The organism is Arthrobacter sp. AD-310, assembly GCF_054656615.1.
In genome coordinates this window covers 110,858-135,869 of the sequence record NZ_BAAHNO010000003.1, presented here as the reverse complement: position 1 = coordinate 135,869, position 25,012 = coordinate 110,858, and the positions used below count along the sequence as shown (strand labels likewise).

Here is a 25,012-nt window from a genome sequence, read left to right as displayed (position 1 = left end):
CATGGACTTCCGCGTGCAGGACTTCGAGACAAAAACAGGCACGACGCCGGCGCGGGCTGGGGTGCAAAAAGCCTGGGAGATCGCTGCCACGGTGTGCGATCCCGAGATCCCCGTGCTCACCATCGCCGACCTCGGAATCCTAAGGGACGTCCAGGTGGGTGACGAGGGCCGGATCACGGTCACCATCACCCCCACGTACTCGGGCTGCCCGGCCATGGACGCCATCCGCGACGACCTCAAGACCGCCTTCGCCAAGGAAGGCTACGGGGACGTGCAGGTGGACCTGGTCCTCTCGCCGGCCTGGACCACGGACTGGATGACGGCCGAGGGCAAAGCGAAGCTGGAGGAGTACGGCATCGCGCCCCCCACCGGCAAGGCCGGCCACCAGGGCCCCATCAAGCTGAAGATGGCCGTCAAGTGCCCGCAGTGCTCCAGCCTGAACACCAAGGAACTCACCCGCTTCGGTTCCACGTCCTGCAAGGCCCTGTATGTGTGCCAGGACTGCAAGGAACCGTTCGACTACTTCAAAGTCCTGTAAGGAATCCCCATGCCTGTTGTCCGCCAGACCGCCGCCGAAGAGGCTGAGCTGACCGGCCGCCGTCGACCGTCCTTCCATACGCTCGAGGTGAAGGAGGTGCGCCGGCTGACCGAGGACGCCATCGAGGTGTCCTTCCACGTGCCCGCCGAGCTCGCCGGCAAGTTCGACTACCTGCCCGGCCAGTACGTGGCCCTGCGCACCAAGCTGCCGGACGAGACCGGGGTGCCCAAGGAAATCCGGCGCAGCTACTCCATCTGCGCCGAGCCGCGCAGCTTCGAGGACGGCAGCAGCGAGATCCGGGTGGCCATCAAGAAGGACCTGGGCGGGCTGTTCTCCACCTGGGCCAACGCCGAGCTGAAGGCCGGGGACACCCTGGACGTGATGAGCCCGATGGGTGCGTTCGTTTCCAAGCACGGCCGGGACGGCAAGGCCGTGGAGCAGAACGTGATGAACTCCATGAACCACCCGGAGGAGCTCGCCGGAGAGCCGGGCAGCTTTGTGGCCATCGCGGCGGGGAGCGGCATCACCCCGGTGATCGCGATCGCCCGGACGCTGCTGGCCGCGAACCCGGAGACCAGGTTCGACCTGATCTACGCCAACAAGGCCGCCATGGACGTGATGTTCCTGGAGGAGCTGGCGGACCTGAAGGACAAGTACCCGCAGCGGCTGGCCATCCACCACGTGCTGAGCCGTGAGCAGCGGATCGCGCCGCTGCTGTCCGGCCGGATCGACGCCGAGAAGCTCCAGCAGTTGCTGGGCACCGCCATCCACGCGGACGACGTGGACGAGTGGTTCCTGTGCGGGCCGTTCGAACTGGTGCAGCTGTGCCGGGACACGCTGGCCGAGCGCGGGGTGAAGCCGGAGAACGTCCGGTTCGAGCTGTTCACGTCCGGCAAGCCGGACCGGCCGGAGGGGCACGCCGGCCGTCCCGTCATCGTGGACGAGTCCCAGGAGACGTACAAGATCACGTTCAAGCTGGACGGGCTGCAGGGCGAGGTGGCCAGCCCCACGCACGCCCGCGAGTCCATCCTCAACGCCGCGCTGCGGGTCCGGCCGGATGTGCCGTTCGCGTGTGCCGGGGGAGTGTGCGGCACGTGCCGGGCCAAGGTGGTCACCGGCAGCGTGACCATGGACGAAAACTACGCGCTGGAGCAGGATGAGCTGGACAAGGGGTACGTGCTGACCTGCCAGAGCCACCCCACCAGCAAGGAAGTCACCGTCGACTTCGACGTCTAAGTTCTGTCCCAATAAAGGAGCCCCATGATTTCCCTCTCCATCAGCAACGGCGTCGCCGAGGTTGTGCTGGACGCCCCGCAAAAGCTGAACTCGCTGGACGAGCACGCGCTCAACGAGCTGAGGCAGGCGTACGACGACGCTGCTGCCGCCGCCGAGCGCGGTGAGGTGCGGGCGCTGCTCCTGCGGGGAGAGGGCCGCGCCTTTTGCGCGGGCCGGGACATCGCGGGGGTGACGCCGGAGAGCGACGACGCCGCGGCGTACCTCGGCGGGCTGGTGGAGCCTTTGCTGAAGAAGATGGCGGCCTTCCCGGCGCCGACGTTCGCGGCCGCGCAGGGTGCGTGCCTGGGGGTGGGGCTGGGGCTGCTGCTGGCCACGGACGTGGTGTACGTGGCGGAGAACGCGAAGTTCGGGTCTCCGTTCGCCAAGCTCGGGGCCACGCTGGACTCTGGAGGGCACTGGTACTTCACCGAGCGGCTGGGCATGCACCGGACGCTGGACCTGATTTACACGGCGGACCTGATCTCGGGCGCTGAGGCGGTGGCGCAGGGGATGTTCAGCCGGGCGATGCCGGCGGATTCATTGTTGGAGTCGACGCGGGAGATCGTGGGCCGGGTGGCTTCGGGTGCAACCGGGGCGTTTGTGGCCTCCAAGGAGCTGGTGGCGCATATCCGGGACCAGCGCCTGGGCCTGTGGGAATCCATGCAGGAGGAGAACACCGAACAGGCGCGGCTCTGCAAGACCGAAGACTACGCCGAGGGTTTCCGGGCCTTCCAGGAGAAACGCGAGCCGAAGTTCACGGGCCGCACTGCGTAACTGCTGGCGACATGCGGCCGGAAACGCGACCGGCATGAATCTTGCATCCCATATGTAGAATTTCCGAGCATGAGGACCATCGCAGACGAACTGGAAGCTCCTGATGATGTCCGAACCCGTATTGTCGTGGCTGCCTACGCGTTGTTCTCCCAGCGCGGGATCCGCGATGTTGGGGTTAATGAACTGATCAGGACATCGGGCGTGGCTAAGGCGACGTTTTATCGGCATTTTCCGTCCAAGAACGACTTGGCGCTGGCGTTTCTGAAGCGGCGCGACGAGCTGTGGATGATGGGGTCCGTTGTCCCTGAAGCCAAAAGCAGGGCCCAGAATCCCGAAGATCAGCTGCTGGCCATCTTCGATGTGTACCACCAGTGGTTCCATGATGATGATTTCGAAGCGTGTTCATTTGTGAAGGTCCTGCTTGAGATGGGCGCTCACCACCCTCTGGGACGCGCGAGCATTGGGTATTTGGGCAGGATCCGCGACCAGGTCCAGGTCCTGGCCAGGGAAGCGGGCCTGCAGGATCCGGAAACATTCGCGCTTTCATGGCACATCCTGATGAAGGGCTCGATCATCGCTGCCGCCGAAGGCGACAAGTTGGCAGCCAGACGGGCCCAGCGCATGGCGCGCGCGCTGATTGCCGACCACAGGGCGCAAAGCGTTCCGTCACGGGTCGGTGAAGCCATACCAGCTCCGTGACGGTTGAGGACGGACGTAGTCGCTTCGGCGATCAGGGCGACGATGGGTTGGCCTGATAGGTGACAGCCTCAGCCGCGTCCACGACCTCCAGTGCTGTCATCTGCGCCACGGCGGCAACCTCCCGAACCGGTTTGCCGTGCAACACCGCCGTCGCGATGGCTATCTGCAGCTCGACCGGCGGGCCGTCCGGGTCGACGCAGGGCTGACGTCCCGCCGCTGCCTCTGCCACTGCCAAAATGTCGTCATCGTCATTCATTCGAGCGGTCCCCTGTCCCATCAAATGTTTCGCTACCAATACCAGCGGTTATCCCGGTCGAGCCGCCGAGCCCGGACCGTGATGCGTAGACAAAGATTTATCTGAGGACAGACAAGTCTGTCCAGAAGCGGCGTAAAAGTTTCGAAGATCCGGTCAGGGGTGGGCCGCCTCCTTCGCCTTTCTTAGCAGGAATAGCCGGTTGCGGTATCCCCGGCGCGGGGCAGTGGGCGCCGGTGGCGGCAGCGTTGTCACGCTTCCATAAAAAACGGAAAACTAATGCGCTTTCGCGCCCCGTTCGATATTGTGTGCTTACTTTTGGTTGAGCAGCCAGCCTCTTGGGATCCCCACGAGAGACTCATCCATGCTGCGCACTACTGCTAACCCCGTCGTCGATAAGACGCCGTTCCGCCATGCGCCTGCAGGCCGGGTTTTTCATGTCTTCGAGGAATGGCACCTTGTGCCGGCGTCGGACCTCCTCCAGTTGCGGTGGGCGCTGAACAATTCTTCTTCGGCCGGCACTGCCGCCAATGACGCTTCAGGCGCCGCTTTGCTGCGCCTCGTTGACTCCGAGTTGTCCCGCCGGTCGGCGTTCCAGTCCCCGCCGGTGCCCGTGCAAGCGGGATAAGACCACCTGTTCCCGGCCGTGCTGAGGGAACAGGTGAAGGCGGCCCAGGCTGGGCAGGGCCGCCGCCGTGGGCCGGTGCCAGTCGATTGGGGGACCGGCCCGCGGTCGCCCCGGGGACTGCCCAAAAAACCGGGTAGGGGCTTAGGTAGGTCCGGCATCCCGAGTATTAGGAAGGTAGGGTAGGCCCGCCGGAAACGGGTATTGCCTACTCGTGTTTCCCGCTTCGGCTCGTTGTTCACTGGGAGTGCCGGCGAGGAGGGAGCTTTCGCGATCACGGCTCCCGTTCCTGCAGTTCGCCGGCACCATCATCGTGGCGGCTGAAACGGGTCTTCCGGGGAGACGGGAGAACCCAGGAACGGGGGATCGATGCGAGCCCGATTATCCACTGGGGACGGAATCAATCTTTCTGCGTGCCCCCACCAGTTCGTTGGCCGGTGCGATGACTGTTCCGCCTCGGCAGATCTCAGGGAATCGGACCAGCTGGTGACGGATGAAGGCGGGACCACCTACACGGTGGGGCCTGAACGGGCTTGAGGTTGCAGATGCGATCTTGACCCAACCTTGCAGCTTTGGCTGGAGGAATCTTTAGGCGCGTTCGCAAAAGTAGGTGACGTCGGGACACCCCGGCCAGAAACACGCTGCCGGTCGTGGAGCCGGGCGTAGTTCACACCTACAGGGGGCGCAATTGTCTGAGGTTTTGAAAGAGAACGACACAACTGGCGCCGAGAGCGGTTTCAGCCGCCGCAGGGTAGTCGCAGGCGTGGCCTGGTCACTGCCCGTTATCGCTACAGCCATCGCCGCCCCGGCCGCAGCTGCGTCCGGCATCAGTGCCACCGCAGCCCTGGCCGGCAGCGGCTCGGCAATCTCGCTTGTGAGCTCAACAGGCACCGGATCCGGCACCAACCAAAACGGCACCGGCCCCACGGGCTTCCAGATCACCAATGCGGGCAATGCCTTCACCGGCGCCATCAGCGGCACCGTCAATATCAAGCCTGTGGGCACAGTACTGGCGGGAGCCGGGCTCCAGACCCTGTCCACGGCAACGATGACCCCGGCATCGCCCCCGTACACGGCCGCTCACGAGTACAACGCCACGTTCGTCTACGCGGGCGGCATGACTGCGGGCCAGACGCTGAGCTTCCCCATGACGTTCCAGTACCAGCGCCTCACCGGCTCCGGTCCCAGCAAGGTCACTTACACCTACACGCTGACCATCACCCTGCGGCTGCCCGACAACACGGACCGGCTCCTCACGGGCACCGTCACGGTCACCTACTGATGGTCTGGAAACGTGGCGGCCTGGTCGCCGAGGTGCGCACCGAGGGCCAGGACCGGGTTGCCCTGCTCCACCTCGACGCGTCCCAGCCCGTGGTCCTGGAAGGGACCGCGGCAACCATCTGGGACTTGATCGACGGACGGCGGACCGAGCAGTCCATCCTCGCTGAGCTTGAGGCCACCTTTGAGGACCAGTCCGGGCAGATGCAGGCCCAGGTGGAAGCCTTCCTGGCCGGCCTCGAAGCCCAGCGCCTGATCGAGGCCGCCCGCGGCGCTTCGCGGTAGCGGCACGATGACAGCGGGGACCGCAGAGGACACACGCTCGTCGTGGAAACAACGCATGTTCGAGGAACTGGCACGCGGTGGTGATCTGCTGTCCCTTGAAATCCTGGGAAAGCAGTTTGTGGTCCGCTGGGGCCGTGCGGTCACCTGGCAGCAGCGGGTTTCCATGAGTTCGGCGTGGGCCCGGTGTATCAGCAGCCCCGAGCCGCTTCTGCCGCCGGTCCCTTTGGAACCTGCGGACGGCCTCCCGTTCACGGCGTCGGTCACCTCCCCCTCCATAAAGCACGACGGCGGCACTTTCCACCTGGACGCTGCCTCCTTTGAGGAGCTGGCTGAGAACCTCACGTCACGGCTCACGGTGGCGGCCATCCTGGCGAACGCCGGGGAACTGACCATGCTGCATGCCTGCGGCGTGGCTGATCCGGACACCGGGGCTGTCGTGGCGCTGGTCGCTAGGTCGGGAACGGGAAAGACCACAGCCTCAGCCGTGCTCGCCCAGGAGTACGGCTACGTCACGGACGAGACGGTCGCCATCGACTGGGACGGTTCGGTGGTTCCGTACCCCAAGCCGCTTTCGGTGAAGCAGGGTCCCGGCCTGCCCAAGCGCCAGCTGGGACCTGACGAGCTGGGCCTCCAGCCGGCACCGGCCAAACCCTTCATCCAGTCCATCGTGCTGCTGAACCGCGTCCACGGACCTGGCCACCTACGCCCGGTGCTGGAACGGGTGCCGCTTGCCGACGCGGTGCTCGCCCTGATCCCGGATTCCTCCTCTCAGGGCGAGCTGGAGGCACCGCTGCAGTCGCTGTGCCACCTGATCGAGAGCGTCGGGGGAGTCTGGCAGGTGACCTACTCGGAAGCCGCAGACCTCCCAACCGCCCTGGAGCCTCTATTTCAAAGGCAGGCGACGACGCCCGGGCAAGACTCCGCCTGGGAGGCCCGCGCAGCAGGGAACAACGCCGAACCCGTCGTGGAGGGCTGGATCCGGCGGGTAGCAGCCAAGGATGCGGTGGCCGTCGGCAGCGACCTGCTGATCATGCTGGACAACGAGATCGTCCGGCTCACCGGCATCGGCCCGGCCATTTGGGAGGCCTGCGCCGGTCCGGTCCCGCCGGAGCGGCTTGCTGAAGAAGTGACAAAGGTGCACGGCGCGCCGGAAGGTTACCGCGCCGCCGTCGTACGCGCTGTTGAGCAGCTCCTCGCAAAGTTCGTACTGGAAACAAACGAAAAGTAGACGGAAGTTGGAAGGAACAACCATGAGCGCAACCGTTGCGCCCGCCGAAGCGGCCCCCGGCATGGACCTGGCGGACTACCTGCGCGTGCTGCGGGTGTACTGGAAGGCCATTGTGGCCTTTACGCTGCTCTGCACGCTGGCGGCGGCCGGCTGGACGGTCCTGCAGCCCAGGATCTACTCGTCGGACTCCAGCGGCATTGTGGTCACCCCGGGCTCGGACAACGTGAGCCTGTCGCTGGCGGGGGACAGCCTGGCCAAGGCGAAGGTGAAGAACTACGAGTCCGTGGCTAAGTCCCGGCTGGTGGCGGACCGGGTCATCGCCTCCCTCGGCCTGGACACGACGGCGGATGCCCTGCTCGGCAGCATCAGCGTGAAGGTGCCGCTCGACACTGCGGAGATCCGGGTGACGGCCGAGTCCAGGGACCCCGCCACGGCGCAGCGGGTGGCCGACGCCTGGGTGAACGGCCTTGCCGCGCAGGTGGAGGCGATTGAGACGGCGCCTGCAGGCGACGCAAGCGCTGCGTCCGGCGCCTCCGCTTCGGCGGATGCGGGCGCACCGGCGGGGGCGACGGCGACTGCCGTCCGGGTGCTCCCGCTGGGCAAAGCGGTCCTCCCCACCAGCCCGACGTCGCCCAACCTGAAACTGAACCTGGCCCTGGGCGCACTCGTTGGCCTGGCCCTCGGCGTGGCCTACGCAGTAGTCCGGCGGTATCTCGACCGGCGCATCAGCAAGGCCGCCGAGATCGAGCAGCTCTTCGGCGTCCCGGTGATCGGCACCCTTCCCGTGGACCACCGGCTGGATGAGAGGAGCACGGTGCTGGACGCGGGCACCGCAGCGCAGCTCCAGGATGCCGGGGGAGCGATGGCCGAGGCCCTCCGGGAACTGCGGACCAACCTCAGCTTCCTGGATGTGGACCAGCCGCCGCGGATCATCGTGGTAACCAGTTCGGTGCAGTCGGAAGGCAAGTCCACTGTCACGGCCAACCTCGCGGTGACCATGGCCGCAGCCGGCGAGAACGTTGTGGTGGTGGACGGCGACCTCCGCCGGCCCACGCTGGTGGACGTGTTCAACCTGGTCCCCGGCGCCGGCGTCACCGATGTGCTGACGGGCAAGGCGGAGCTGTCGGACGTCCTGCAGCCGTGGGGTGCCCTGCCGAACTTGTCGGTCCTAGGATCGGGCCGCATACCGCCGAACCCCAGCGAGCTGCTGGGGTCCCAGGCCATGAAGAACATGCTCGCTGCCCTGGCCGAAGACGCCGTGGTCCTGGTTGATGCGCCGCCGCTGCTTCCCGTCACGGACGCGGCGGTGCTCTCCCGCGCGGCGGACGGCGCCATTGTGGTGGTCCGGACGGGCAGGACCACGCGGGAGCAGCTGGGGCAGTCGCTGGGGAACCTGGAGAAGGTCAAGGGCCGGGTCCTTGGGGCTGTGCTCAACTACGTGCCAACCCGGGGGACCGACTCCTATTCGTACTACGGGACGTACACGTCCGCGGCGTCGTCGGTGCCTGTGGCCGACGAAGAGGTCACGGCTGCCGACGTATCGTCGATGAGTGCTGCCGAGGGCACCGTGGAGGCTGTCCTCAGCGGTCGCCGGGCAAAGGTGTAGGCACCCAGCCATGGCTCCTCTTACGACGGCAACGCACCTGAGCCTTTCAGAGGGCGTGCTCCTTGCCCATGCCATGGTGTCCCGGCTGGCAGACAGCCTTGGCGTCCGGGTGTTCTTTATTAAGGGGCCGGCCAGCGTCCAGATGGGATTGAGAAAGCCCAAGACATCAACCGACGTGGACGTCTTCGTTGGCCCCGCAGAGCTGGAGGCCCTGCTGCAGGGTTTGCGGGAGCGGGGTTGGCGGGAACGTCCGGTGGATCCGGACGGCAGGACGTTTCCCAAGCACTCAGTGACGGTGGACCATCCGGACTGGCCCTGCTGCATCGACGTCCATACCCGCTTCCCGGGGATGGAGAAGCCAGCTGTTGAATGCTTTGAGACCATGTGCGGACTGACTGAAGAACTTGCGCTAGCGGGGCAGGTGTTGAGAGTTCCGACCAAGCCATTGGGGATCCTGGTTATGGCTCTGCACGCGCTGCGGTCTCCGCACCTGCCGGCCTGCCGCCGGGAGTTGGACTACCTTGCCCGCCTCTCGGAGCGGGACGGGCTCGCGGTGGCCGTCCTGAAGACCGCCTCGGCAACCGGCTCGTTGGCGGCAGTGCGTCCCTTCCTGGAAGACCTCCTGCCCAACAGCGCTATGCCGGACTGGCCGCAGCCCTCACTGGAGTGGCGCAACCGCCTGATCGCCCGGGAACCGGGAAGTGCCAGGCTTCTTGCCCTCGCCCAGGCTCCCTGGTGGGAGAAGCCGATGATGCTGTGGCGGGCCGTGTTTCCGTCGGCCGAGACTTTCCTGGGCGGGAACATCTACGCCGACCTGTCCGTGCGCGGGCGTCTCTTGCTGCATCGGGCCAGATGGAGCCGCTTCCTCCGCGCCGTTCCCCGCATTATTCGTGATGTGAGGTCCGCTGGCTAAGGCGGCAGAATACCTTCTCAATTGTCTTTCGGGGCGCGAAATTTATATGGTTCACCTATGACTATGGGGAGAGCAATTACCAAAGCCGTCATTCCTGCTGCCGGATTGGGAACTCGCTTCCTGCCCGCCACCAAGGCAATGCCGAAGGAAATGTTGCCCGTCGTGGACCGTCCGGCCATCCAGTACGTGGTAGAGGAAGCGGTCAAGTCCGGCCTCAGCGACGTCCTGATGATCACGGGACGCAGCAAGCGCGCGCTGGAGGACCATTTCGACCGCGCTCCTGGCCTGGAACGGGTGCTGGAGGAGAAGGGCGATAAGGACCGGCTGGAGGCTATTCAGTACGCGTCTGAGCTGGGTCCCATCCACTACGTCCGCCAGGGTGAGGCCAAGGGCCTGGGCCATGCGGTCCTGTGCGCCAAGCAGCACGTGGGCAATGAGCCGTTTGCTGTCCTGCTGGGCGATGACTTGATTGATGAGGCCGAGTCCCTCCTGTCCACCATGATGGAGGTGCAGCAGAAGACCGGCGGTTCCGTGATCGCACTTATCGAGGTGGACCCGTCGCAGATCAGTGCCTACGGCTGCGCGGATATCACCGCTGTCGAGGGCGAGGATTTCGTCCGCGTCAACAGCCTGGTGGAGAAGCCGGCAGTAGGCGAAGCACCGTCCAACCTGGCCGTCATTGGCCGGTACGTGCTGCACCCGTCGGTGTTTGGTGTCCTGGAGAACACGGCTCCGGGCCGCGGCAACGAGATCCAGCTGACGGATGCACTGCAGACTCTGGCCGCCGGTGAAGGCGAAGGCTCCGGCGTGTACGGTGTGGTGTTCAAGGGCCGCCGTTTCGACACCGGTGACAAGCTTAGTTACCTGAAGGCCGTCATCACCTTGGCTTCCGAGCGCGTGGAGTTCGGCGAGGACCTGAAGACCTGGATGAAGGGCTTCGTAAATTAGACCGGATCCTCGCGAACTATGGGCCCACTGCTTGATGCGGTGGGCCCATAGGTTTAGTTCGATCTTTGGTTATGTCGAGGCGAGTTGAAGTCGCCGTGACGCGGCTTCGGCATCTTCCGTAAGTAGTTCGATTAGGTATCTGCCGTAGCCGCTCTTGACCAGGGGCTGGGCAAGTTCCCGCAGTTCGTCGTCGCTTAGGAACCCCTGTCGCCAAGCGATTTCTTCGGGGCAGCCGATCGACAGTCCTTGCCGATTCTGGATGGTACGGACGAACTCAGACGCGTCGTTCAGGTCATTGAACGTGCCAGTGTCGAGCCAAGCCGTTCCCCGCGGGAGAATCTCTACCTGGAGTTTGCCGCGCTCTAGATACGCCCGGTTGACGTCAGTGATTTCCAGTTCACCACGTGCAGAAGGCTTCAGCTCGCGGGCAATCTGCACCACGTCGTTATCGTAGAAATAGAGGCCAGGGACAGCGAAGTGGCTTTTGGGGTGGGCGGGCTTCTCTTCGAGAGAAATAACGCGTCCGCTTGCGTCGAATTCAACGACGCCATAGGCCGAGGGATCAGCGACGCGATAGCCGAAAACTGCACCACCGTCGATATTCTCGAATCTGCACAATTGCGTGCCCATTCCGGGGCCATAGAAGATGTTGTCTCCCAAGACCAGCGCCACCGGTCCGCTGCCGATGTGTTCCGCTCCAAGCACGAATGCCTGGGCCAAGCCGTCCGGAGAAGGTTGCTGGGTGTAACTGAGATTGATACCGAACCGGCTACCATCACCAAGCAGACGCTGAAACTGGTCAGCGTCGTGCGGTGTGGTGATGATCAGGATGTCCCGGATACCCGCGAGCATGAGGGTTGAGAGGGGGTAGTAAATCATCGGCTTGTCGTAGACCGGGACCAACTGTTTACTAATCCCGAGAGTAATTGGATGAAGACGTGAGCCGGTTCCCCCGGCGAGGATTATTCCGCGCATGAAAACATTTTCCGTTACGTATTGTAATTGCGCCAAATCAATGCCGGCGTGAAATCATGTTTTGATGCAGCGACTTCTTGTTACCGGCGGTGCCGGGTTCATCGGCTCCAACTTTGTCCATTACGTACTTGATAACACCGATGACCATGTGACCGTCCTGGACAAGCTGACCTACGCAGGCAACCTCGAGTCGCTGAAAGGGCTGCCGGAGGACCGCTTCACCTTTGTCCAGGGCGATATCGCTGACGCGGCACTCGTGGACGGGCTGGTGGCGGACACCGATGTCGTGGTGCACTACGCTGCTGAATCGCACAACGACAACTCCCTGCACGACCCCCGCCCGTTCCTGGACACGAACATCATCGGCACCTACACGCTGATCGAGGCGGCCCGGAAGCACAACAAGCGGTTCCACCACATCTCCACTGACGAGGTCTACGGCGACCTGGAGCTCGATGACCCTGAGCGGTTCACCGAGCAGACCCCGTACAACCCCTCCAGCCCCTACTCCTCCACCAAGGCCGGCTCCGACCTGCTGGTCCGCGCCTGGGTCCGCTCCTTCGGGCTGCAGGCCACCATCAGCAACTGCTCCAACAACTACGGCCCGTACCAGCACGTGGAGAAGTTCATCCCGCGCCAGATCACCAACGTGATCGACGGCGTCCGCCCCAAGCTCTATGGCAAGGGCGAGAACGTCCGGGACTGGATCCACGCCAACGATCACTCCTCCGCGGTCCTGGCCATCATCGCCAAGGGCAAAATCGGCGAGACCTACCTGATCGGCGCCGACGGCGAGAAGAACAACAAGGACGTCGTCGAACTGATCCTCAAGCACATGGGACAGTCGCCTGACGCCTACGACCATGTGGTGGACCGGCCCGGGCACGACCTCCGCTACGCCATCGACTCCACCAAGCTCCGCAACGAGCTCGGCTGGGAACCGCAGTTCTCCAACTTCGACGAAGGCATCGAAGACACCATCGCCTGGTACCGCGACAACGAAGACTGGTGGCGCCCCCAAAAGGCCGCCACCGAGGCCAAGTACAAGGAACAGGGCCAGTAACGCCGCTGAAGGGCTTAGCGGTTAGTTTGAAGGTCTGTCGCGTAAGGGCTGCAGGCCTTCATGTGTCGAATGGCTATTGCTGCCAGCAACCCGCCGATCACAGTTCCTAACGTGTTTGTCATCAAGTCGAGTGGGCTCGCAAACCTGTTGTGAAGAAACAGCAGCTGGCCCAGCTCCATGCAACCGGAAATAAGCAATCCGAAAGCCCCAACCTGCCACCAGCACTTTTCCGGAAAGGCAAGTTCGCAGACAAAGCCAAACGGCACGAACAGGGCGACGTTGCAGGATGCTTCGATAAATTTGTAGTTGAACCATCGCGGTACTCCTCGTTCGTGGAGGGAATTCAACAAGTCCGCGAGCTGTCCCCGCACTGGCTCATCGACAGGGCTGGGCCAAAAGGCGACCAAAGCCAGAAAGCAAAGCATGGCGACGAGGACGAGCCGCCAAATCATATAACAGTCTAGAAGTCTCATGGGACGCTCGCTCGGTATATCCGTAGAAGGGCTGTAACCGAAGTTTCCCGGGCGACAGCGGGTGGCAAGAAAGATGTACGCGAGCATCTGAGGGCAGGGGAGGAGAGCGGAGAAGTCGAGTTCCCGCTGAATCTGTGCCAACGTCTCCCCATAACCCCACGGATATGACAGCACTGGAATGGCCGAGGCTGTCGAGACGCCGCATGTCGAAGGATTAAAGAAGAGGGTGGGTGATCTCCATTCGGAGATCACCCACCCTCTTTGGTGTCAGCCAGGTGGTGCCTTTATGCAGCGGCTTCTGCCTTGGCGCGGCGACGAACAACCACTACAGAAGTTGCACCGGCAGCGAGTGCGCCAGCGCCAACCAGACTCCAGAGAACGAGGCCCGAATCAGCGCCGGTGTTTGCAAGTGCAGCACCCGGGCGACCACCGGTGTTGGCCAGAGCGGAGTTGCCGTTAGCGTTTGCAGCACCGTTGGGGTTGGCTACCAGCGCAGCAACCGTTACCGTCACGGGTCCAACAGTGATGCCGGACGTGTCGCCGGTAGCGGTAATTGAGTAGGTGCCGGCCTCGTTGATGGCGATCGGTACCTCAACTACGCCCTGCCCGTCAGCAGCGGCCTTAAGTGTTTGTGCCTCTGCCACAACGCCGATCCGTGAAGCTACCGCGCGGCTGCCAGGTACGTTGGCGCCGGAAGCCGCCGGCGGGTTGCCCGGGCTTACCTGGATGGTCAGGGATTCGCCGGCGAGGAATCCCTGACCGCGGAAGACGAACCGCTCTCCCGGCCCGACGGTCCCATCGGAAACGTTGGCCTGCGGCGGAAGGGCCGGGTAGGTGGCTGCGATTGAAGGGGCCGCGCCAACAAGGGCGATAGAGCCGGCAAGTGCGAGTGCTGCGAGTGCTTTCTTCATGTGTCCCCCCGGAGACGTAAAAGTTTTTGTTATACCCGATTCTGGGGAATGGTCCCCTCCGCACGAGACCCTGTGCAGAACTGCGGATAAATATCCCATAAAGACGCTACCATCTGCTACTCGAGGCAGGCAATCTCGATCCAGTCGGTTTACATAGTATTAACGCTGCGTCCAGATTCTAGTTGCACGACATCCTATGCATGGGCAAAGTCACATCCTTTACATCTTGGACGGTTGGAGTGACAACTAGGTTAGGTTCCGTATGCTGAACAATCTTGCTGAAGGCAAAGTCCACGGTCTTGGTCTCCCCTGGGGCGACTTGCAGCGCTATAACCCCAACAGGCCTATTTGAATGCATATAGGGGGCAAAAGCAGACCTTTGTCCTTCGAGTCGCACGGTCTCGACCATGGACTGTATCGGTCCGTAGGCCACTATGTTTGTCTGCACTGATCCTGGGGGAACACCATAAGCCCCGCCCGCAGTTACGTAGTTCGGCAAGACTGCCCCTGCGTCCTTTGGCGCAAGGTTCGTACTGATTACACGAACGGTCACCTGCTCGTAGCCGTCCTCGGCGCATTCCTTAATCAGTTGCACGGAACGCTTCATGTAGTAGTCCATTTTGGCACCCGTTCCGTCATTGAAGTAGACGCCGAACTCGCCAGGCTCGGTGCTAGGACCGGATATGGAACCGCTCAACTTGTAACTGGAGATGACCAATTGCTCCTGGGGCGTCGCTGACCACACCAAAGCTCGGCCCTCATTGGCGCTCCTTATGATGCCCTCGATGAGGCCCGTTGCGTTGGTTTTTTCGTTAGACAAGGCTGCAAAGACTTGTTGAGCAACGCTGGCAAAGTAAAGGTCCTGCAGGTGAGGTGATTCGATCTTGGAGTAGACGTCTGAAAGTAAGGTCTGCACAACGTTTTCGCTGCTCAAGCGGGCTGGAAGACCAGCGGATTCGTTAACGCGGATCTCACCTAGGTTGAGATTGACGGGACCGGTGGCGTCCAATAAGTAGCTCAAAGCCACTGGGTCAATCGATATGACCCCATCAACTCGCTGTCCCGTCCTTCTTTCCCACATGGCTTGGGCGGTACTTGCCGCTGTTGGGAAGTCAGGCGTCAGATTGACATCCTGCATGTATTTGCCCAGGCGCGACGTGTAGATTTGCTGCTGCTCTCCGTCAACTGGAAGAGCCGGGTTCATGGTCCCAAAGTCACTCGCACTGCTTTGGGTTTCCAAAGAGAGCTTTCCTCCGTCAAACTCCAGGATCGCCAGTGCCCCGGGTATGCCGCCCGATGCGCGCGCTTCCGCATTGTTTTGAATCATGAGTAAGAAACTGCGGGGTGAATCCGAACCAAGCATTCCCGGCAGGACCGCTGCCGCATCGGAAGCTGCGGACAGGGTGCCTTCTACGGATTGCAACTGCTCTCTGGCTTCGACGAGCGGTTGGGCAACTTGGGGCAGTAGTCGTGTTTCGTCTATCTCCCTCAACCTGTCCGCGGAGAGCCGGACAGCCTCCGCGGCGCTAGAAACTTTTGGCGCTGCTGCCTTAAGTGGCTGCAAATTGGACCCGTTCTCCGACGGAAGAAGAGCGTTCCAATCCAACGTTTCAAATACGCCGACAAGCGGAGCGAGCCCAAGTCGGGAAACGTCATCTGCCGACCTGGCGACCTCTGCCACTGCGGCCAGATTAGAACCCACGAATGGAACTACCGAGGCCAAGGTCCATACTGGATCTTCAACTGACGCTCGCGCCGCCGCAGTGCGGGCCGTTATCGATTCTACGGCGGCTGCAGCCTCAACGGACTCATTCCTTGCAAGATGTGTTTTTACCACCGGTACGGCTTGCATAGCGGCTGACAGATCGCTCTTAACCGATACTGCTCTCAGGCCCACCCAGATAACACCAACGACGATCAGCAGAACCAGGGCGCCAGTTGTTAGCAGCACGCCGTTCCGCTGCCGTCTTGTCAGGAAAGAAGTACCTTTGCCTCCCTTGAGAGTTGAATTTTCACTTGCCGCTGGTGCCTCATCCCTTCTCCCCATGGTCTTAAGGCCGCCCAAGACCTCGGAATTGCCATCCTGCTGCACGCCATTTTTCTGGGTCTAAGACATTCCGACCGTCAAGAACCTTCGGTGCGGAGACGTGCTCAAGCAAGTCATACGGATCTAGATCGCGGTATTCAACCCACTCCGTCAGAAGCAGCAGAGCATCCGCACCTCGAAGAGCTGTAGCTGTTCGACCTTCATAGTGAAGTTCGGGAAAGCGCCGCGCAGCATTCTCTAAGGCTTTCGGGTCAGTGACCGTCACCACCGCTCCTTGAAGTTGAAGCTGAGCAGCAATGCTTAGGGCAGGAGAATCTCGGACATCATCGCTTTCAGGCTTGAAAGCTGCTCCGAGTACCGTGATTCGCTTACCCATCAGGGAGCCGTCGCATAGCTCTCGGGTAAGTTCCACTACCCGGCTGCGTCTCCTCATATTGATGGCGTCTACCTCACGCAGGAAGGTGAGCGCCTGGTCGGCGCCGAGTTCGCCAGCCCGTGCCATAAATGCCCGAATGTCCTTCGGAAGGCAACCCCCGCCGAATCCTATGCCGGCGTTGAGGAATTTCCTGCCGATTCTGTCGTCCATGCCGATGGCATCGGCTAATTGCGTAACGTCTGCACCCGCTGCCTCGCATAGTTCGGCCATTGCGTTTATAAATGAGATCTTGGTAGCAAGGAAAGAGTTCGCAGCAGTTTTCACCAGCTCGGCGGTCGGATGATCCGTGACTAGCCGCGGCGTTCCCGTGCTTAACGGGGAGGCATAAACTTCATCAAGGATCGCGACGGTTGGACCATCTTCGCGTCCGTCGTGCGTCCCATAGACAAATCGGTCCGGCTGGAGCGTGTCAGCAACAGCATGTCCCTCCCTGAGGAATTCGGGATTCCAGATCAAACTTGCCTCTGGTTGGACCTCCGCAATCCGGCGCGCCAGCCGTGATGCTGTACCCACAGGCACGGTCGATTTGCCAACCACTAGGTCACCCGGGGAAAGATAAGGCAACAGGGTTTCAACAGCTGCGTCCACGTACGTGAGGTCGGCGGCGTTCTCGCCCTTCTTTTGTGGAGTGCCCACGCAAATGAAATGTACGGCACTTCCGTAAGCGTCCGCACTGTTCGTGCTGAAGCGTAAGCGACCAGTGCTCTGCACCTCCTCTAAGAGGTCGTCTAGACCGGGTTCGAAGAAGGGTGCTGTAGCTACGGCTAGGTCGGAAATCTTCCTTTCATCCACATCTACACCGACCACATCGTGGCCCAGTTTTGCCATGCACGCTGCGTGGACTGCGCCAAGATAGCCGCATCCTATAACTGAAATACGCATCAACTTCTTCTTTCCCCCTGAGGGCACAAGCGAATAGCGAGTGTCTAGTAGGCTCCAGTGCTGTGAAAGACCGCACGAAAGGTTCGTAGCAAGATCACCAGGTCACCCGTAAGTGACCAGTTCTCTACGTAATATAGGTCCAGGCGAACGGAGTCCTGCCACGATAAATTGGACCTTCCGCTGACTTGCCAAAGGCCTGTAAGACCAGGTTTGACTAACAGCCGGCGGCGGACGTCGTTCTCGTAGGCCTTTACCTCTGTTGGCAGTGGCGGTCGAGGACCAACGAGGCTCATCGAACCTGTGACGATGTTGAACAGCTGTGGCAGCTCATCCAGACTGTACTTCCGCAGGAATTTGCCGACTCGGGTTACACGGGGATCACTTTTCATTTTGAAAAGTAGCCCGTTACCCTCGTTCCGCCCCACCAAAGCAGAGAGTTGTTGTTCGGCGTTGGTGACCATGGAGCGGAACTTGAGCATGTGGAAAGCATCACCGCCCATTCCCACTCGTTCCTGTTTGAACAACACAGGACCAGGACTGTCGAGTTTCACAAGGACGGCGACCAGGGCCATTACCGGTGCCGCGATGACGATAAGCGCTCCTGACACAATCACATCAAATAAGCGCTTAGCTACGCGCTGCCCGCCTTCTAGGCTGGGCGTAGTCACGTGAATCAACGGGAGGCCCGCCACTTGCTGGGTATGAATACGAGGACCCGCTATATCTGTCAACGCTGGCGCCATGATTAGTCCGACGTTTCGGGCGGCAAGCTCCCAACCAAGATGGCGAAGTGTCTGGGGGTGAAGCTGCACACCCGCTGAAACGGCGACAGCGTCAGCCCCACAAGAGTCGATGGCCTTCAATATTGAACTTACGTCCTGGCCCGCCCCCAGAACAGGAAGTCCGTCAACGCCTTCCTCATGTGAGGAGTGCGTGGCTCCCGGTGTATAGGCAGCGATCGGCTGATACCCCGCGTGTTTGGCGGCAGAGAGCGACTTATTGAGGTGCGCTACGGCGCCGGGACCACCCAAAATCATCAACCGCGACATGCTGTCGCCTGCTTGCCTATCCACATTTAGGTGCTGGCGTAAGAGCCAGCGGGCAAGGAGAAGCCCGAACAAGCCGGCTGGCAGCGCGATCCCCACATAACCACGAGCTGTTTCGATGCGGAAGACATAGGAGAAGATGGCTACTAACCCAAAAAGCCACAGCGAAGCTGCAGCAACACGCTTATATTCGTCGGCGCCAGACCCCAGTACCCGGCTCTGTCTCGTATTCCAAGCTCCAAGCATCAGCCACCATGAGATAGCCAACGCGACGGAAAGCCACCCGTAGGACAACTCCTGCCCAGGAAGTACAAGGTGCGACTCGAATCCGAAGCGCAGTATGTAAGCCCCGGTGACGGCCCAAACAATGACAAACGCATCAACAACCCGCAGTCGTCTTGATGTCCGTGCCCGCCAGTCAAGCAAGGTCCCCAATTAGATCCCAATCGCCAAGTTTTCAGTTGGGAACTTTCCCCCCCGGGAAAGGATACATGTTGGCCGAGATCGCCATTAATGTTGCAGCATAGCCGCGGGCTGTCTGATCACCAACCAACGTTGGGGGCAGGGCGACAAGCCTGCCCTCCGCCTCATGCTACGGTAGGCGCGCTGGTACTCCCGAGGATGCGTCTCCTTAGATGCTCTCGCTGTTATTTGTGTGCCCCCTTCTGGATCCCGCCGGCGCGAGGAGCCATGATTCTGCATCTGTGTTCAGCGCAGAGAGTGAACTGACCAGTAGAAATAAAGTGACCAAGAATGAAGGCCCAGGATATGAAGCAGAAACCGAAGTCTGTAGCGATTATTGGCACTAGAGGGTACCCGAGTTACTACGGGGGCTTTGAGACTGCGGTGAGAAAGATCTCTCCATACCTTGTGGACGCTGGTTGGGATGTTAATGTTTACGGTCGAGCCGGGGCCATCAAGGAGGATGACCCTGAACGAGATCCCCGTGTCCGTTCGACGCTAACGCCAGGTCTTGATAGCAAATCTTTGAGCACCCTCAGTTTCGGCTTTACTGCGGTTGCACACGCTGTGTTGCACAAGCCAGATGTTGCCTTGGTGATGAATGTAGCGAACGGCTTTTGGCTTCCTTTTTTGCGTCTACGTGGAATTCCAGTCATTGTCAATGTCGACGGTATTGAGTGGGAACGCGCCAAGTGGGGCCGCGCAGCGAAATTCGTCTTCAAGCTTGGTGCGAAGTTCACTGCTAAATTTGCTAATAAGCTTGTGAGCGACTCGGTAGAAATACAGCGCCGCTGGAAGGAAGAATTTGGGCGGGACAGCATTTTTATACCCTATGGCGGTGACGAGCCTGGTCGTGTGCAGGCTATAGATGGTCTTGAAAGCGGTACCTACGTCCTCGTAGTCGCGCGATTCGTTCCCGAGAATACTATTCTTGAATTTTTTGAAGCTGCTGCTAGCCTCGCGGCAGACCACCCTGTGGTAATCGTCGGCTCCTCAGGATATGGCGGAGAATTAGATGAAAGAGCTCGTCATCTGAGTCAGCACCCGAATGTAACTTGGTTGGGCCATGTCAGCGACGACAGCAAACTGCTGTCGCTGTGGCAGCACGCCGGCGCTTATTTTCACGGCCACAGTGTAGGTGGAACCAACCCTGCTCTGGTTCAAGCCATGGCTTGCGGCGCCCCAGTTGTTGCGCGCCGCACTTCCTACAATATTGAAGTGTTGGGTTCGGAGGAGCACCTTGTCGAGCCCCTGCCAGGCGACATTGAGCTTGGTATTCGGAGAATGCTGGATAACCCCGAGGCAAGAAGCGCTTCAAGTCTTTCTAACAAGGAAAGAGCTCGAGAGTTCTACAGTTGGGCTGGCGTAAGTGCCGCCTATGAACAGTCACTTTGGGGGACAAAAAGCCTCGTCAGTCAAGCCAGGCGCCGTAGCTAAAACGTCATCACTAGTGACTCAAGTCAGAAAAATGCAAGAACTGAGGTAAGTACATGGGGGTACCTGAAAGCCGTCGCGGGTATGACAGTATCCGCATCCGTCCCGAACTGCGCGCCGCTCAAGTTGAACGTGCGGCCTACATGACGCCAGCGCTAACGTTGTACTTTGATGAGAAATACGACCTCGGCGAATCGCCGCTGTCGTCAAACTTCATAAAAGTCAATCTTGTGCAAGCGCTGAAAGTTCTTGTCAGGAGAAGTGGCCGCGTACTTGAAGTTCCAGAACCGCTATGGCTGCGCTGGCTTCCTAAGACTGTACTGCTGGCCTTGGTATGGAAAACTGTGGGTATCGTTCTTAGACAGGAACGGGTAGTGGTCACCTATTCGATTGAAAACAACGATTTGGCAAGCTTGATCTCCCCTCGCCGGCCCCTTTCTCGCTTTGTCCTAAGACTCATCGCCTTATGTCTAGGAACTTTGTTGCGAGTAACGGTAGACCGTATAGCATTCGGAAGCTCTGCTGCCGAGCGGCTTTATCAGTCCCTCCCGGGTGTGGGGTCGATCAGCACGAAACTTATAGAGGAACTACCTGCGGCCAAGGATGGCAGGGGCAATCCGGCGTCGCCCGGAAGTTCTGCTCATGCAGTATTTTTGGGCGAACTGGACAACAGAAAGGGCATTGAACATGTCATGGCAGCATGGTCCGTTGTTGAGGAAGCTAGACCGGATGCCCACATCACGATAGCCGGTAACGGACGGCTTGCATCCGTCGTGGAAAGTTGGTGTGCGGCTAAACCAGACTCACGAGGATATGCAGGTTTTGTTCAGCACCACCAAGTCCCGGCGCTGTTGGATTCGAAGGCTGTTCTAGTTGCTCCTTCCCTTCGCGAGGGGCGTTGGCGCGAGCAGATAGGCCTGCCCATCGTGGAAGCGCTTGCCGCAGGACTAACAGTGGTCACCACCGATGAAACGGGGCTGGCTCAATGGCTTCGTAGTCACGGACATACAGTTATTGCAGAAAAGGACGTTGCTTCTCAGCTGCCGCAGGCGCTTTTGACCACGCTGAATAATCCTCTGAATAAGACGGAAGTGCTGGATACACTCCCGAGCGTGGCGGGCAGGATTGCTTCCGACGCATGGCTCCATTCAAGTAACTAAAATTCAACGCCCCGAGGAATTAGTATGCAAGATCGACCTGAGATAGCCGCGGTTGTAGTGCACCACCGCAGTGAGGACACGCTGTTGGTGACTATCTCGAAGATCCTCTCCGAGGGGGTCTCCCCCCACAAGCTTGTTGTGGTGGACAACAGCGAGGACCCAGCCGGAACTTCTCGTGTGGAAGCTGCCCTACCTGAGTATGTGACGCTGATATCGACACCGAATGACGGGTACGGTGCAGCTGTCAACTACGGCGTGCGCTGGCACGCTGAAAACCAGACAGACGCCGCATATTTGCTCGTTTCAACGCATGAGTCCTTGCCCGAGGCTGGGGCACTTTGCAAGTTGGCTGGGGCACTCGAAGCAAACCCCCAGGCGGCGGTTGCTGGACCAGCTTTGGTGACAGGGGCGGACTCCGCCACTCTCTGGTCTTTGGGCGGTACGTTCACACGCATACTCGGGCTTCCTAGACATCTGTCCCACAGAGCAGATCGTGCTGCGCTACACGAAGCAGGGCCTGAGCCAGTTGCCTGGCTTGATGGGGCGTTCCTTCTGTACCGAAAGACTGTCATTCAGCAGCATCCTATTGACGAAAAGTTTTTTCTGTACATGGAGGAAACGGACCATCACAGGCTACTCGGCCGGCTTGGTTGGAAAATTTTAGTCGAGCCGCGGGCCGTCGTATGGCAAAGCTCAAACGGAGTGCCGCCGTATTATCAGACTCGAAATATCCAGCTCTTTCACGCCAAAAACGGAAACGTTTTACAGCGATACGCTTCTGCGGCCTATATTATAATCCGATCAATCGCTCGGGACTTGATTAAGAAAGAGGGTAGTGACAATTGGAGTCTCCTTTTTGCCGGATTCCGTGATGGGTTGCGGTTTGAATCCGAGCAATTTGAAGCTGAGCTTGCTGTTGAAATTGTCAACCCTCTCGGGGGAGCGCTGTCACATTACACCAAGGCCTTGGAGGCCCTGCTCCAAGACGCCGGAGCCTCGGTAAAAGTTTCAGCCGCAGTAGAGCCGTCTGTCTCTGGAGAAGGGCGTTTTGCTTGGCTCGCGAAGTATCTCACGCTGCTTTTCCTCGCAGGTCGGAGCAAGAACAAGCGAAAAGTTCTGGTTGTTTGGCCGGTGTTGGGTTTCTTGGATATAGTCTTGACGCGGCTTCTGTGCGGCGACAAAGCAGTGTCTGTTGTTTATCACGACCCAAAGCCATTGGTCCGCTCCGTAGGGACTGGTGGCCTAACCGCTAAATTCGTAGCGCGATGGCCGCGCAAGGCGGCTGTAATCGTTCATAGTCGGATGGCAGCGAATGCCATGGACGATGCAGGGCTCGGCGATGGTCAAATTGTCCTCGAACACCCTATGCTGCCGCCTGCGGCTGATCCTTGTGCTGAAGGGGCGCCCCGGCATCCCCGGCCTATTGTGCGTGTCTTGGGTCAGTACAAACAAGATCGTGACATTGAGGTGCTTTGTGCTCTTGGCAAGGACCTGGCGCAGAGTTGTGAACTCGAGGTTGTAGGGCGGGGGTGGCCCTCAATAGCCGGCTGGAAGGTTGACGCAAGGTTCGTTCCTGAGGCTGAGTTGAACGAGTTGATTCGCAGCAGCGACGCCGTCGTCATACCTTATAAGCGGTTTTATCAAAGCGGAATTGCCGTGAGGGCTCTCGAACTTGGCACACCGATCGTGGGGCGGGCCGGGACTAGTCTTTCGGACCTATACGGTGTGAATTCGCGATTATTGGTCAAGGATCACGAGGGGACTGACCCACGGGCCTGGTCTTTGGCAGTAAAGTACGCGATCAAGCACGGCGCCTGCGAAGCCAGGGCCGCTGCTGATACTAGATTCGTCTCGGTACTCGACGACTGGAAGCGCTGGCTCTTCGATACTGCGCGGTCCGCAAGGTAGGAAAAACTTTCGTGGCCTATACTCTACTTGCCATCGGTCCGAGGAATGAACGCGCAGAGACGGCATGGCTAAGTTCTCCGTCCGTAGCCAGAGTTGTGCGGCAGCCTTCACGCGCGGTGACGGGCAAGAGATTAAACAACCGCATGCTTGGAATAGGGCTCGACTCGCTGCTATTGGCCCTTCGAACACTTCACCCCAAGATTCGGGGACCGTATCTAGCGAATAACCCATGGATAGCAGCCGCTCTTCGGGTTACTGGCCGGAAAAACTTCGCGGTCACTGGTATTTATGCCGAGCCTGACAGCAGGAGCTGGAAAGTTCTGCAGAAACTTATCGGCAAAGCGTCGGTGATAACGCTTTCGGAATCTGAAGCGGATGCATGGAACGCGGACGGCGGACACGCGCAAGCGGTCCTCTATGGCAACACCTTTGGTTATCCGCCGAAAGCCGCGTCCGAGATGTTCCATATTTTCGTTGGTGGCAGCTCTGACAGAGACCAAGCTCTTATCGACGCGCTTGAAGGAGAGGTGTTGGCAAGCGCTGATGCCGTGCGCCTTACGCTTGCTGTTGGCGGCGAAGATGGAATTAAGCAGGCACTGGGAAACATCGTCTACCGTCCTGGGTACATAGACCAAGACAGATTCGGTGCATTGCTCAGCTCAGCCTCGGTTGTTTTTCTTCCTCTCCGTAGTGGCATTAGAGCAGCGGGGCATATGGTGCTCGTAGGTGCGCTTGAATGCGGCGTTCCGGTAATGATTTCTCCCACTGAGGGGGTTCGTGAATACCTACAGGGTTCGGCGGTTTCGGCCGTGGACGTTAGGAAACCTCTACTTCCGCAATTACAAGCGCTGGCCGCAGACGCACGAAACAGCGAGACTGAACTAAGACGCTTGTGGGAGGAAAAGTTCAGTCTGGAAGCTTATACGAAGCGAGTATCCTCCGTTCTTTCAGAGTAACGGCTACCCACTAGCTGTGGCTGTGCTTCGAAGGTCTCTGTCCTCAGGCAGAACCTGCCTTGGCGACAGTCCCAGGCTAGGAATTCGTTCGCAGGGCTTCCATTGTGACCTGGTCGTACGTTGAAGCTATTTGGCGATCATTTGCACCCTGTCCCACGTTGACCGTCTGAAGCGAATTGCCTTGGGCAAAAGGCAAAATCCGGAACTCTAGATCAAGCGGCTCCGTGCTGACTTGGCGCACTTTCACCCCGCTGTAAAGGGCGGCGTAGTGCAGCCACACATCATCCGCTTTAGGCGCGCGACGTGCAAATTCCGTACCTAACTTTTGTAGAGTAAGCTGCACGTTGGCGGGATAGAGGACGCCTCCAACGCCTGTAGCAAATGTCCGGTAGCTGGGACGGTCTGTTCTACAGGAAGGCCATGTGGAATACGACAGGATTTGTTCCTGTACCTGGACCTCATGCGCGCGCGTACAGCTAACCGCGTCGGGATATCGCTTGTATGACTCCAAAAGCGACTGCAACCATGTCTTAGGGTACAGAAAATCGTCGTCTACAATCACCAGTGGCTCAATCTCCCTGTCGCCCTCCAGCGCGGCTACATAGGGATAATACTTCTTGTGGGGACCATAGTTAGCGCATTCTCTGACCTCAAGCCCTCGCCTGACCAGTCGCTGGAGTGGCGCCGGCATATTTACGAGAGATTCAGCCTCGTCCAGCCAGAGAATGATTCGCTTCGGACGGACCTCCCCACGACCAATGCTTTCGATCGCGAGGTGCACAAACTTCGTGCGTTCCCCGTAAGTCGTCAAAGAAACTACGACGTCCTCGCCGCCAG

Annotated in this window: 24 protein-coding genes; 16 read left to right on the top strand and 8 right to left on the bottom strand. The window is 60.1% G+C overall.

All coding sequences use genetic code 11. The annotated features are described in order from the left end of the window. The first annotated feature begins 1 nt into the window (after position 1). The 4 genes from paaD to ACYQ1Z_RS01785 all read left to right on the top strand — a co-directional run bounded on the left by paaD (position 2) and on the right by ACYQ1Z_RS01785 (position 3,286). Positions 2–538: a 1,2-phenylacetyl-CoA epoxidase subunit PaaD gene (gene paaD, locus ACYQ1Z_RS01800; protein ID WP_459790717.1), complete on the top strand. Its 537-nt coding sequence runs from the start codon at positions 2–4 to the stop codon at positions 536–538. A 9-nt stretch (positions 539–547) separates the two neighbouring features. Further along, the gene (gene paaE / locus ACYQ1Z_RS01795) at positions 548–1,774 is read left to right on the top strand and encodes a 1,2-phenylacetyl-CoA epoxidase subunit PaaE (protein ID WP_459790659.1); all 1,227 of its coding nucleotides are present in this window, start codon (positions 548–550) and stop codon (positions 1,772–1,774) included. Between the two features lie 24 nt (positions 1,775–1,798). After that, on the top strand, positions 1,799–2,587 hold the full coding sequence (locus tag ACYQ1Z_RS01790; RefSeq protein WP_459790657.1) for an enoyl-CoA hydratase/isomerase family protein: 789 nt from the start codon (positions 1,799–1,801) through the stop codon (positions 2,585–2,587). Positions 2,588–2,656: 69 nt separating this feature from the next. Continuing rightward, a complete protein-coding gene (locus tag ACYQ1Z_RS01785) occupies positions 2,657–3,286 on the top strand; it encodes a TetR/AcrR family transcriptional regulator (protein WP_459790656.1) in 630 nt (209 codons plus the stop codon). Positions 3,287–3,317: 31 nt separating this feature from the next. Here the strand turns inward: ACYQ1Z_RS01785 and ACYQ1Z_RS01780 are convergent, their stop codons facing one another. Beyond that, positions 3,318–3,542 carry a hypothetical protein gene (locus ACYQ1Z_RS01780; protein WP_459790655.1) on the bottom strand — a complete coding sequence of 75 codons (225 nt, stop codon included), beginning with the start codon at positions 3,540–3,542 and terminating at the stop codon, positions 3,318–3,320. A 361-nt stretch (positions 3,543–3,903) separates the two neighbouring features. Between ACYQ1Z_RS01780 and ACYQ1Z_RS01775 the strand changes: the two genes are divergently transcribed. From ACYQ1Z_RS01775 to galU, 7 genes are all read left to right on the top strand, one after another. Next, positions 3,904–4,167, top strand: a complete 264-nt coding sequence (locus ACYQ1Z_RS01775) for a hypothetical protein (RefSeq protein WP_459790653.1) — start codon at positions 3,904–3,906, stop codon at positions 4,165–4,167. 685 nt (positions 4,168–4,852) lie between these two features. Further along, on the top strand, positions 4,853–5,446 hold the full coding sequence (locus ACYQ1Z_RS01770) for a hypothetical protein (protein WP_459790652.1): 594 nt from the start codon (positions 4,853–4,855) through the stop codon (positions 5,444–5,446). Next, entirely contained in the window at positions 5,446–5,727 is a 282-nt protein-coding gene (locus ACYQ1Z_RS01765; protein ID WP_459790651.1) for a PqqD family protein, read from the top strand. Before ACYQ1Z_RS01770 ends, ACYQ1Z_RS01765 begins: the two co-directional genes overlap by 1 nt. Positions 5,728–5,782: 55 nt before the next feature. Further along, a complete protein-coding gene (locus tag ACYQ1Z_RS01760) occupies positions 5,783–6,955 on the top strand; it encodes a PqqD family protein (protein ID WP_459790649.1) in 1,173 nt (390 codons plus the stop codon). A 22-nt stretch (positions 6,956–6,977) separates the two neighbouring features. Then, positions 6,978–8,561, top strand: coding sequence for a tyrosine-protein kinase domain-containing protein (locus ACYQ1Z_RS01755; protein ID WP_459790648.1), 1,584 nt, complete (start codon positions 6,978–6,980; stop codon positions 8,559–8,561). Positions 8,562–8,571: 10 nt separating this feature from the next. After that, the gene (locus ACYQ1Z_RS01750) at positions 8,572–9,474 is read left to right on the top strand and encodes a nucleotidyltransferase family protein (RefSeq protein ID WP_459790647.1); all 903 of its coding nucleotides are present in this window, start codon (positions 8,572–8,574) and stop codon (positions 9,472–9,474) included. A 57-nt stretch (positions 9,475–9,531) separates the two neighbouring features. After that, positions 9,532–10,422 carry a UTP--glucose-1-phosphate uridylyltransferase GalU gene (gene galU / locus ACYQ1Z_RS01745; protein ID WP_459790646.1) on the top strand — a complete coding sequence of 297 codons (891 nt, stop codon included), beginning with the start codon at positions 9,532–9,534 and terminating at the stop codon, positions 10,420–10,422. Between the two features lie 69 nt (positions 10,423–10,491). On the opposite strand, the gene rfbA is transcribed toward galU, so the two are convergent. Continuing rightward, a complete protein-coding gene (gene rfbA, locus ACYQ1Z_RS01740) occupies positions 10,492–11,397 on the bottom strand; it encodes a glucose-1-phosphate thymidylyltransferase RfbA (RefSeq protein ID WP_459790644.1) in 906 nt (301 codons plus the stop codon). A gap of 64 nt (positions 11,398–11,461) precedes the next feature. On the opposite strand from rfbA, the gene rfbB reads away from it, so the two are divergent. Beyond that, complete coding sequence (rfbB, locus tag ACYQ1Z_RS01735; RefSeq protein WP_459790643.1) at positions 11,462–12,460, top strand: dTDP-glucose 4,6-dehydratase; 999 nt, start codon at positions 11,462–11,464, stop codon at positions 12,458–12,460. 14 nt (positions 12,461–12,474) lie between these two features. On the opposite strand, the gene ACYQ1Z_RS01730 is transcribed toward rfbB, so the two are convergent. From ACYQ1Z_RS01730 to ACYQ1Z_RS01710, 5 genes are all read right to left on the bottom strand, one after another. Continuing rightward, positions 12,475–12,885: a VanZ family protein gene (locus ACYQ1Z_RS01730; RefSeq protein ID WP_459790715.1), complete on the bottom strand. Its 411-nt coding sequence runs from the start codon at positions 12,883–12,885 to the stop codon at positions 12,475–12,477. Between the two features lie 332 nt (positions 12,886–13,217). Beyond that, entirely contained in the window at positions 13,218–13,844 is a 627-nt protein-coding gene (locus tag ACYQ1Z_RS01725) for an LPXTG cell wall anchor domain-containing protein (RefSeq protein ID WP_459790642.1), read from the bottom strand. Positions 13,845–14,022: 178 nt separating this feature from the next. Next, positions 14,023–15,936 (bottom strand): DUF4012 domain-containing protein, encoded by a 1,914-nt coding sequence (locus ACYQ1Z_RS01720; RefSeq protein ID WP_459790641.1) that lies wholly within the window; start codon positions 15,934–15,936, stop codon positions 14,023–14,025. Further along, positions 15,896–17,209: a UDP-glucose dehydrogenase family protein gene (locus ACYQ1Z_RS01715; RefSeq protein WP_459790639.1), complete on the bottom strand. Its 1,314-nt coding sequence runs from the start codon at positions 17,207–17,209 to the stop codon at positions 15,896–15,898. Before ACYQ1Z_RS01715 ends, ACYQ1Z_RS01720 begins: the two co-directional genes overlap by 41 nt. Positions 17,210–17,253: 44 nt before the next feature. Continuing rightward, a complete protein-coding gene (locus ACYQ1Z_RS01710; RefSeq protein ID WP_459790637.1) occupies positions 17,254–18,681 on the bottom strand; it encodes a sugar transferase in 1,428 nt (475 codons plus the stop codon). A 327-nt stretch (positions 18,682–19,008) separates the two neighbouring features. Between ACYQ1Z_RS01710 and ACYQ1Z_RS01705 the strand changes: the two genes are divergently transcribed. The 4 genes from ACYQ1Z_RS01705 to ACYQ1Z_RS01690 all read left to right on the top strand — a co-directional run bounded on the left by ACYQ1Z_RS01705 (position 19,009) and on the right by ACYQ1Z_RS01690 (position 24,175). Further along, positions 19,009–20,154 (top strand): glycosyltransferase, encoded by a 1,146-nt coding sequence (locus ACYQ1Z_RS01705; protein ID WP_459790635.1) that lies wholly within the window; start codon positions 19,009–19,011, stop codon positions 20,152–20,154. A 53-nt stretch (positions 20,155–20,207) separates the two neighbouring features. Continuing rightward, the gene (locus ACYQ1Z_RS01700) at positions 20,208–21,311 is read left to right on the top strand and encodes a glycosyltransferase family 4 protein (protein ID WP_459790634.1); all 1,104 of its coding nucleotides are present in this window, start codon (positions 20,208–20,210) and stop codon (positions 21,309–21,311) included. A gap of 24 nt (positions 21,312–21,335) precedes the next feature. Further along, positions 21,336–23,219: a glycosyltransferase gene (locus tag ACYQ1Z_RS01695; protein WP_459790633.1), complete on the top strand. Its 1,884-nt coding sequence runs from the start codon at positions 21,336–21,338 to the stop codon at positions 23,217–23,219. 116 nt (positions 23,220–23,335) lie between these two features. After that, positions 23,336–24,175 (top strand): glycosyltransferase, encoded by an 840-nt coding sequence (locus ACYQ1Z_RS01690; protein ID WP_459790632.1) that lies wholly within the window; start codon positions 23,336–23,338, stop codon positions 24,173–24,175. A 76-nt stretch (positions 24,176–24,251) separates the two neighbouring features. On the opposite strand, the gene ACYQ1Z_RS01685 is transcribed toward ACYQ1Z_RS01690, so the two are convergent. Next, positions 24,252–24,956: a hypothetical protein gene (locus ACYQ1Z_RS01685; protein ID WP_459790631.1), complete on the bottom strand. Its 705-nt coding sequence runs from the start codon at positions 24,954–24,956 to the stop codon at positions 24,252–24,254. Positions 24,957–25,012: the final 56 nt, after the last annotated feature.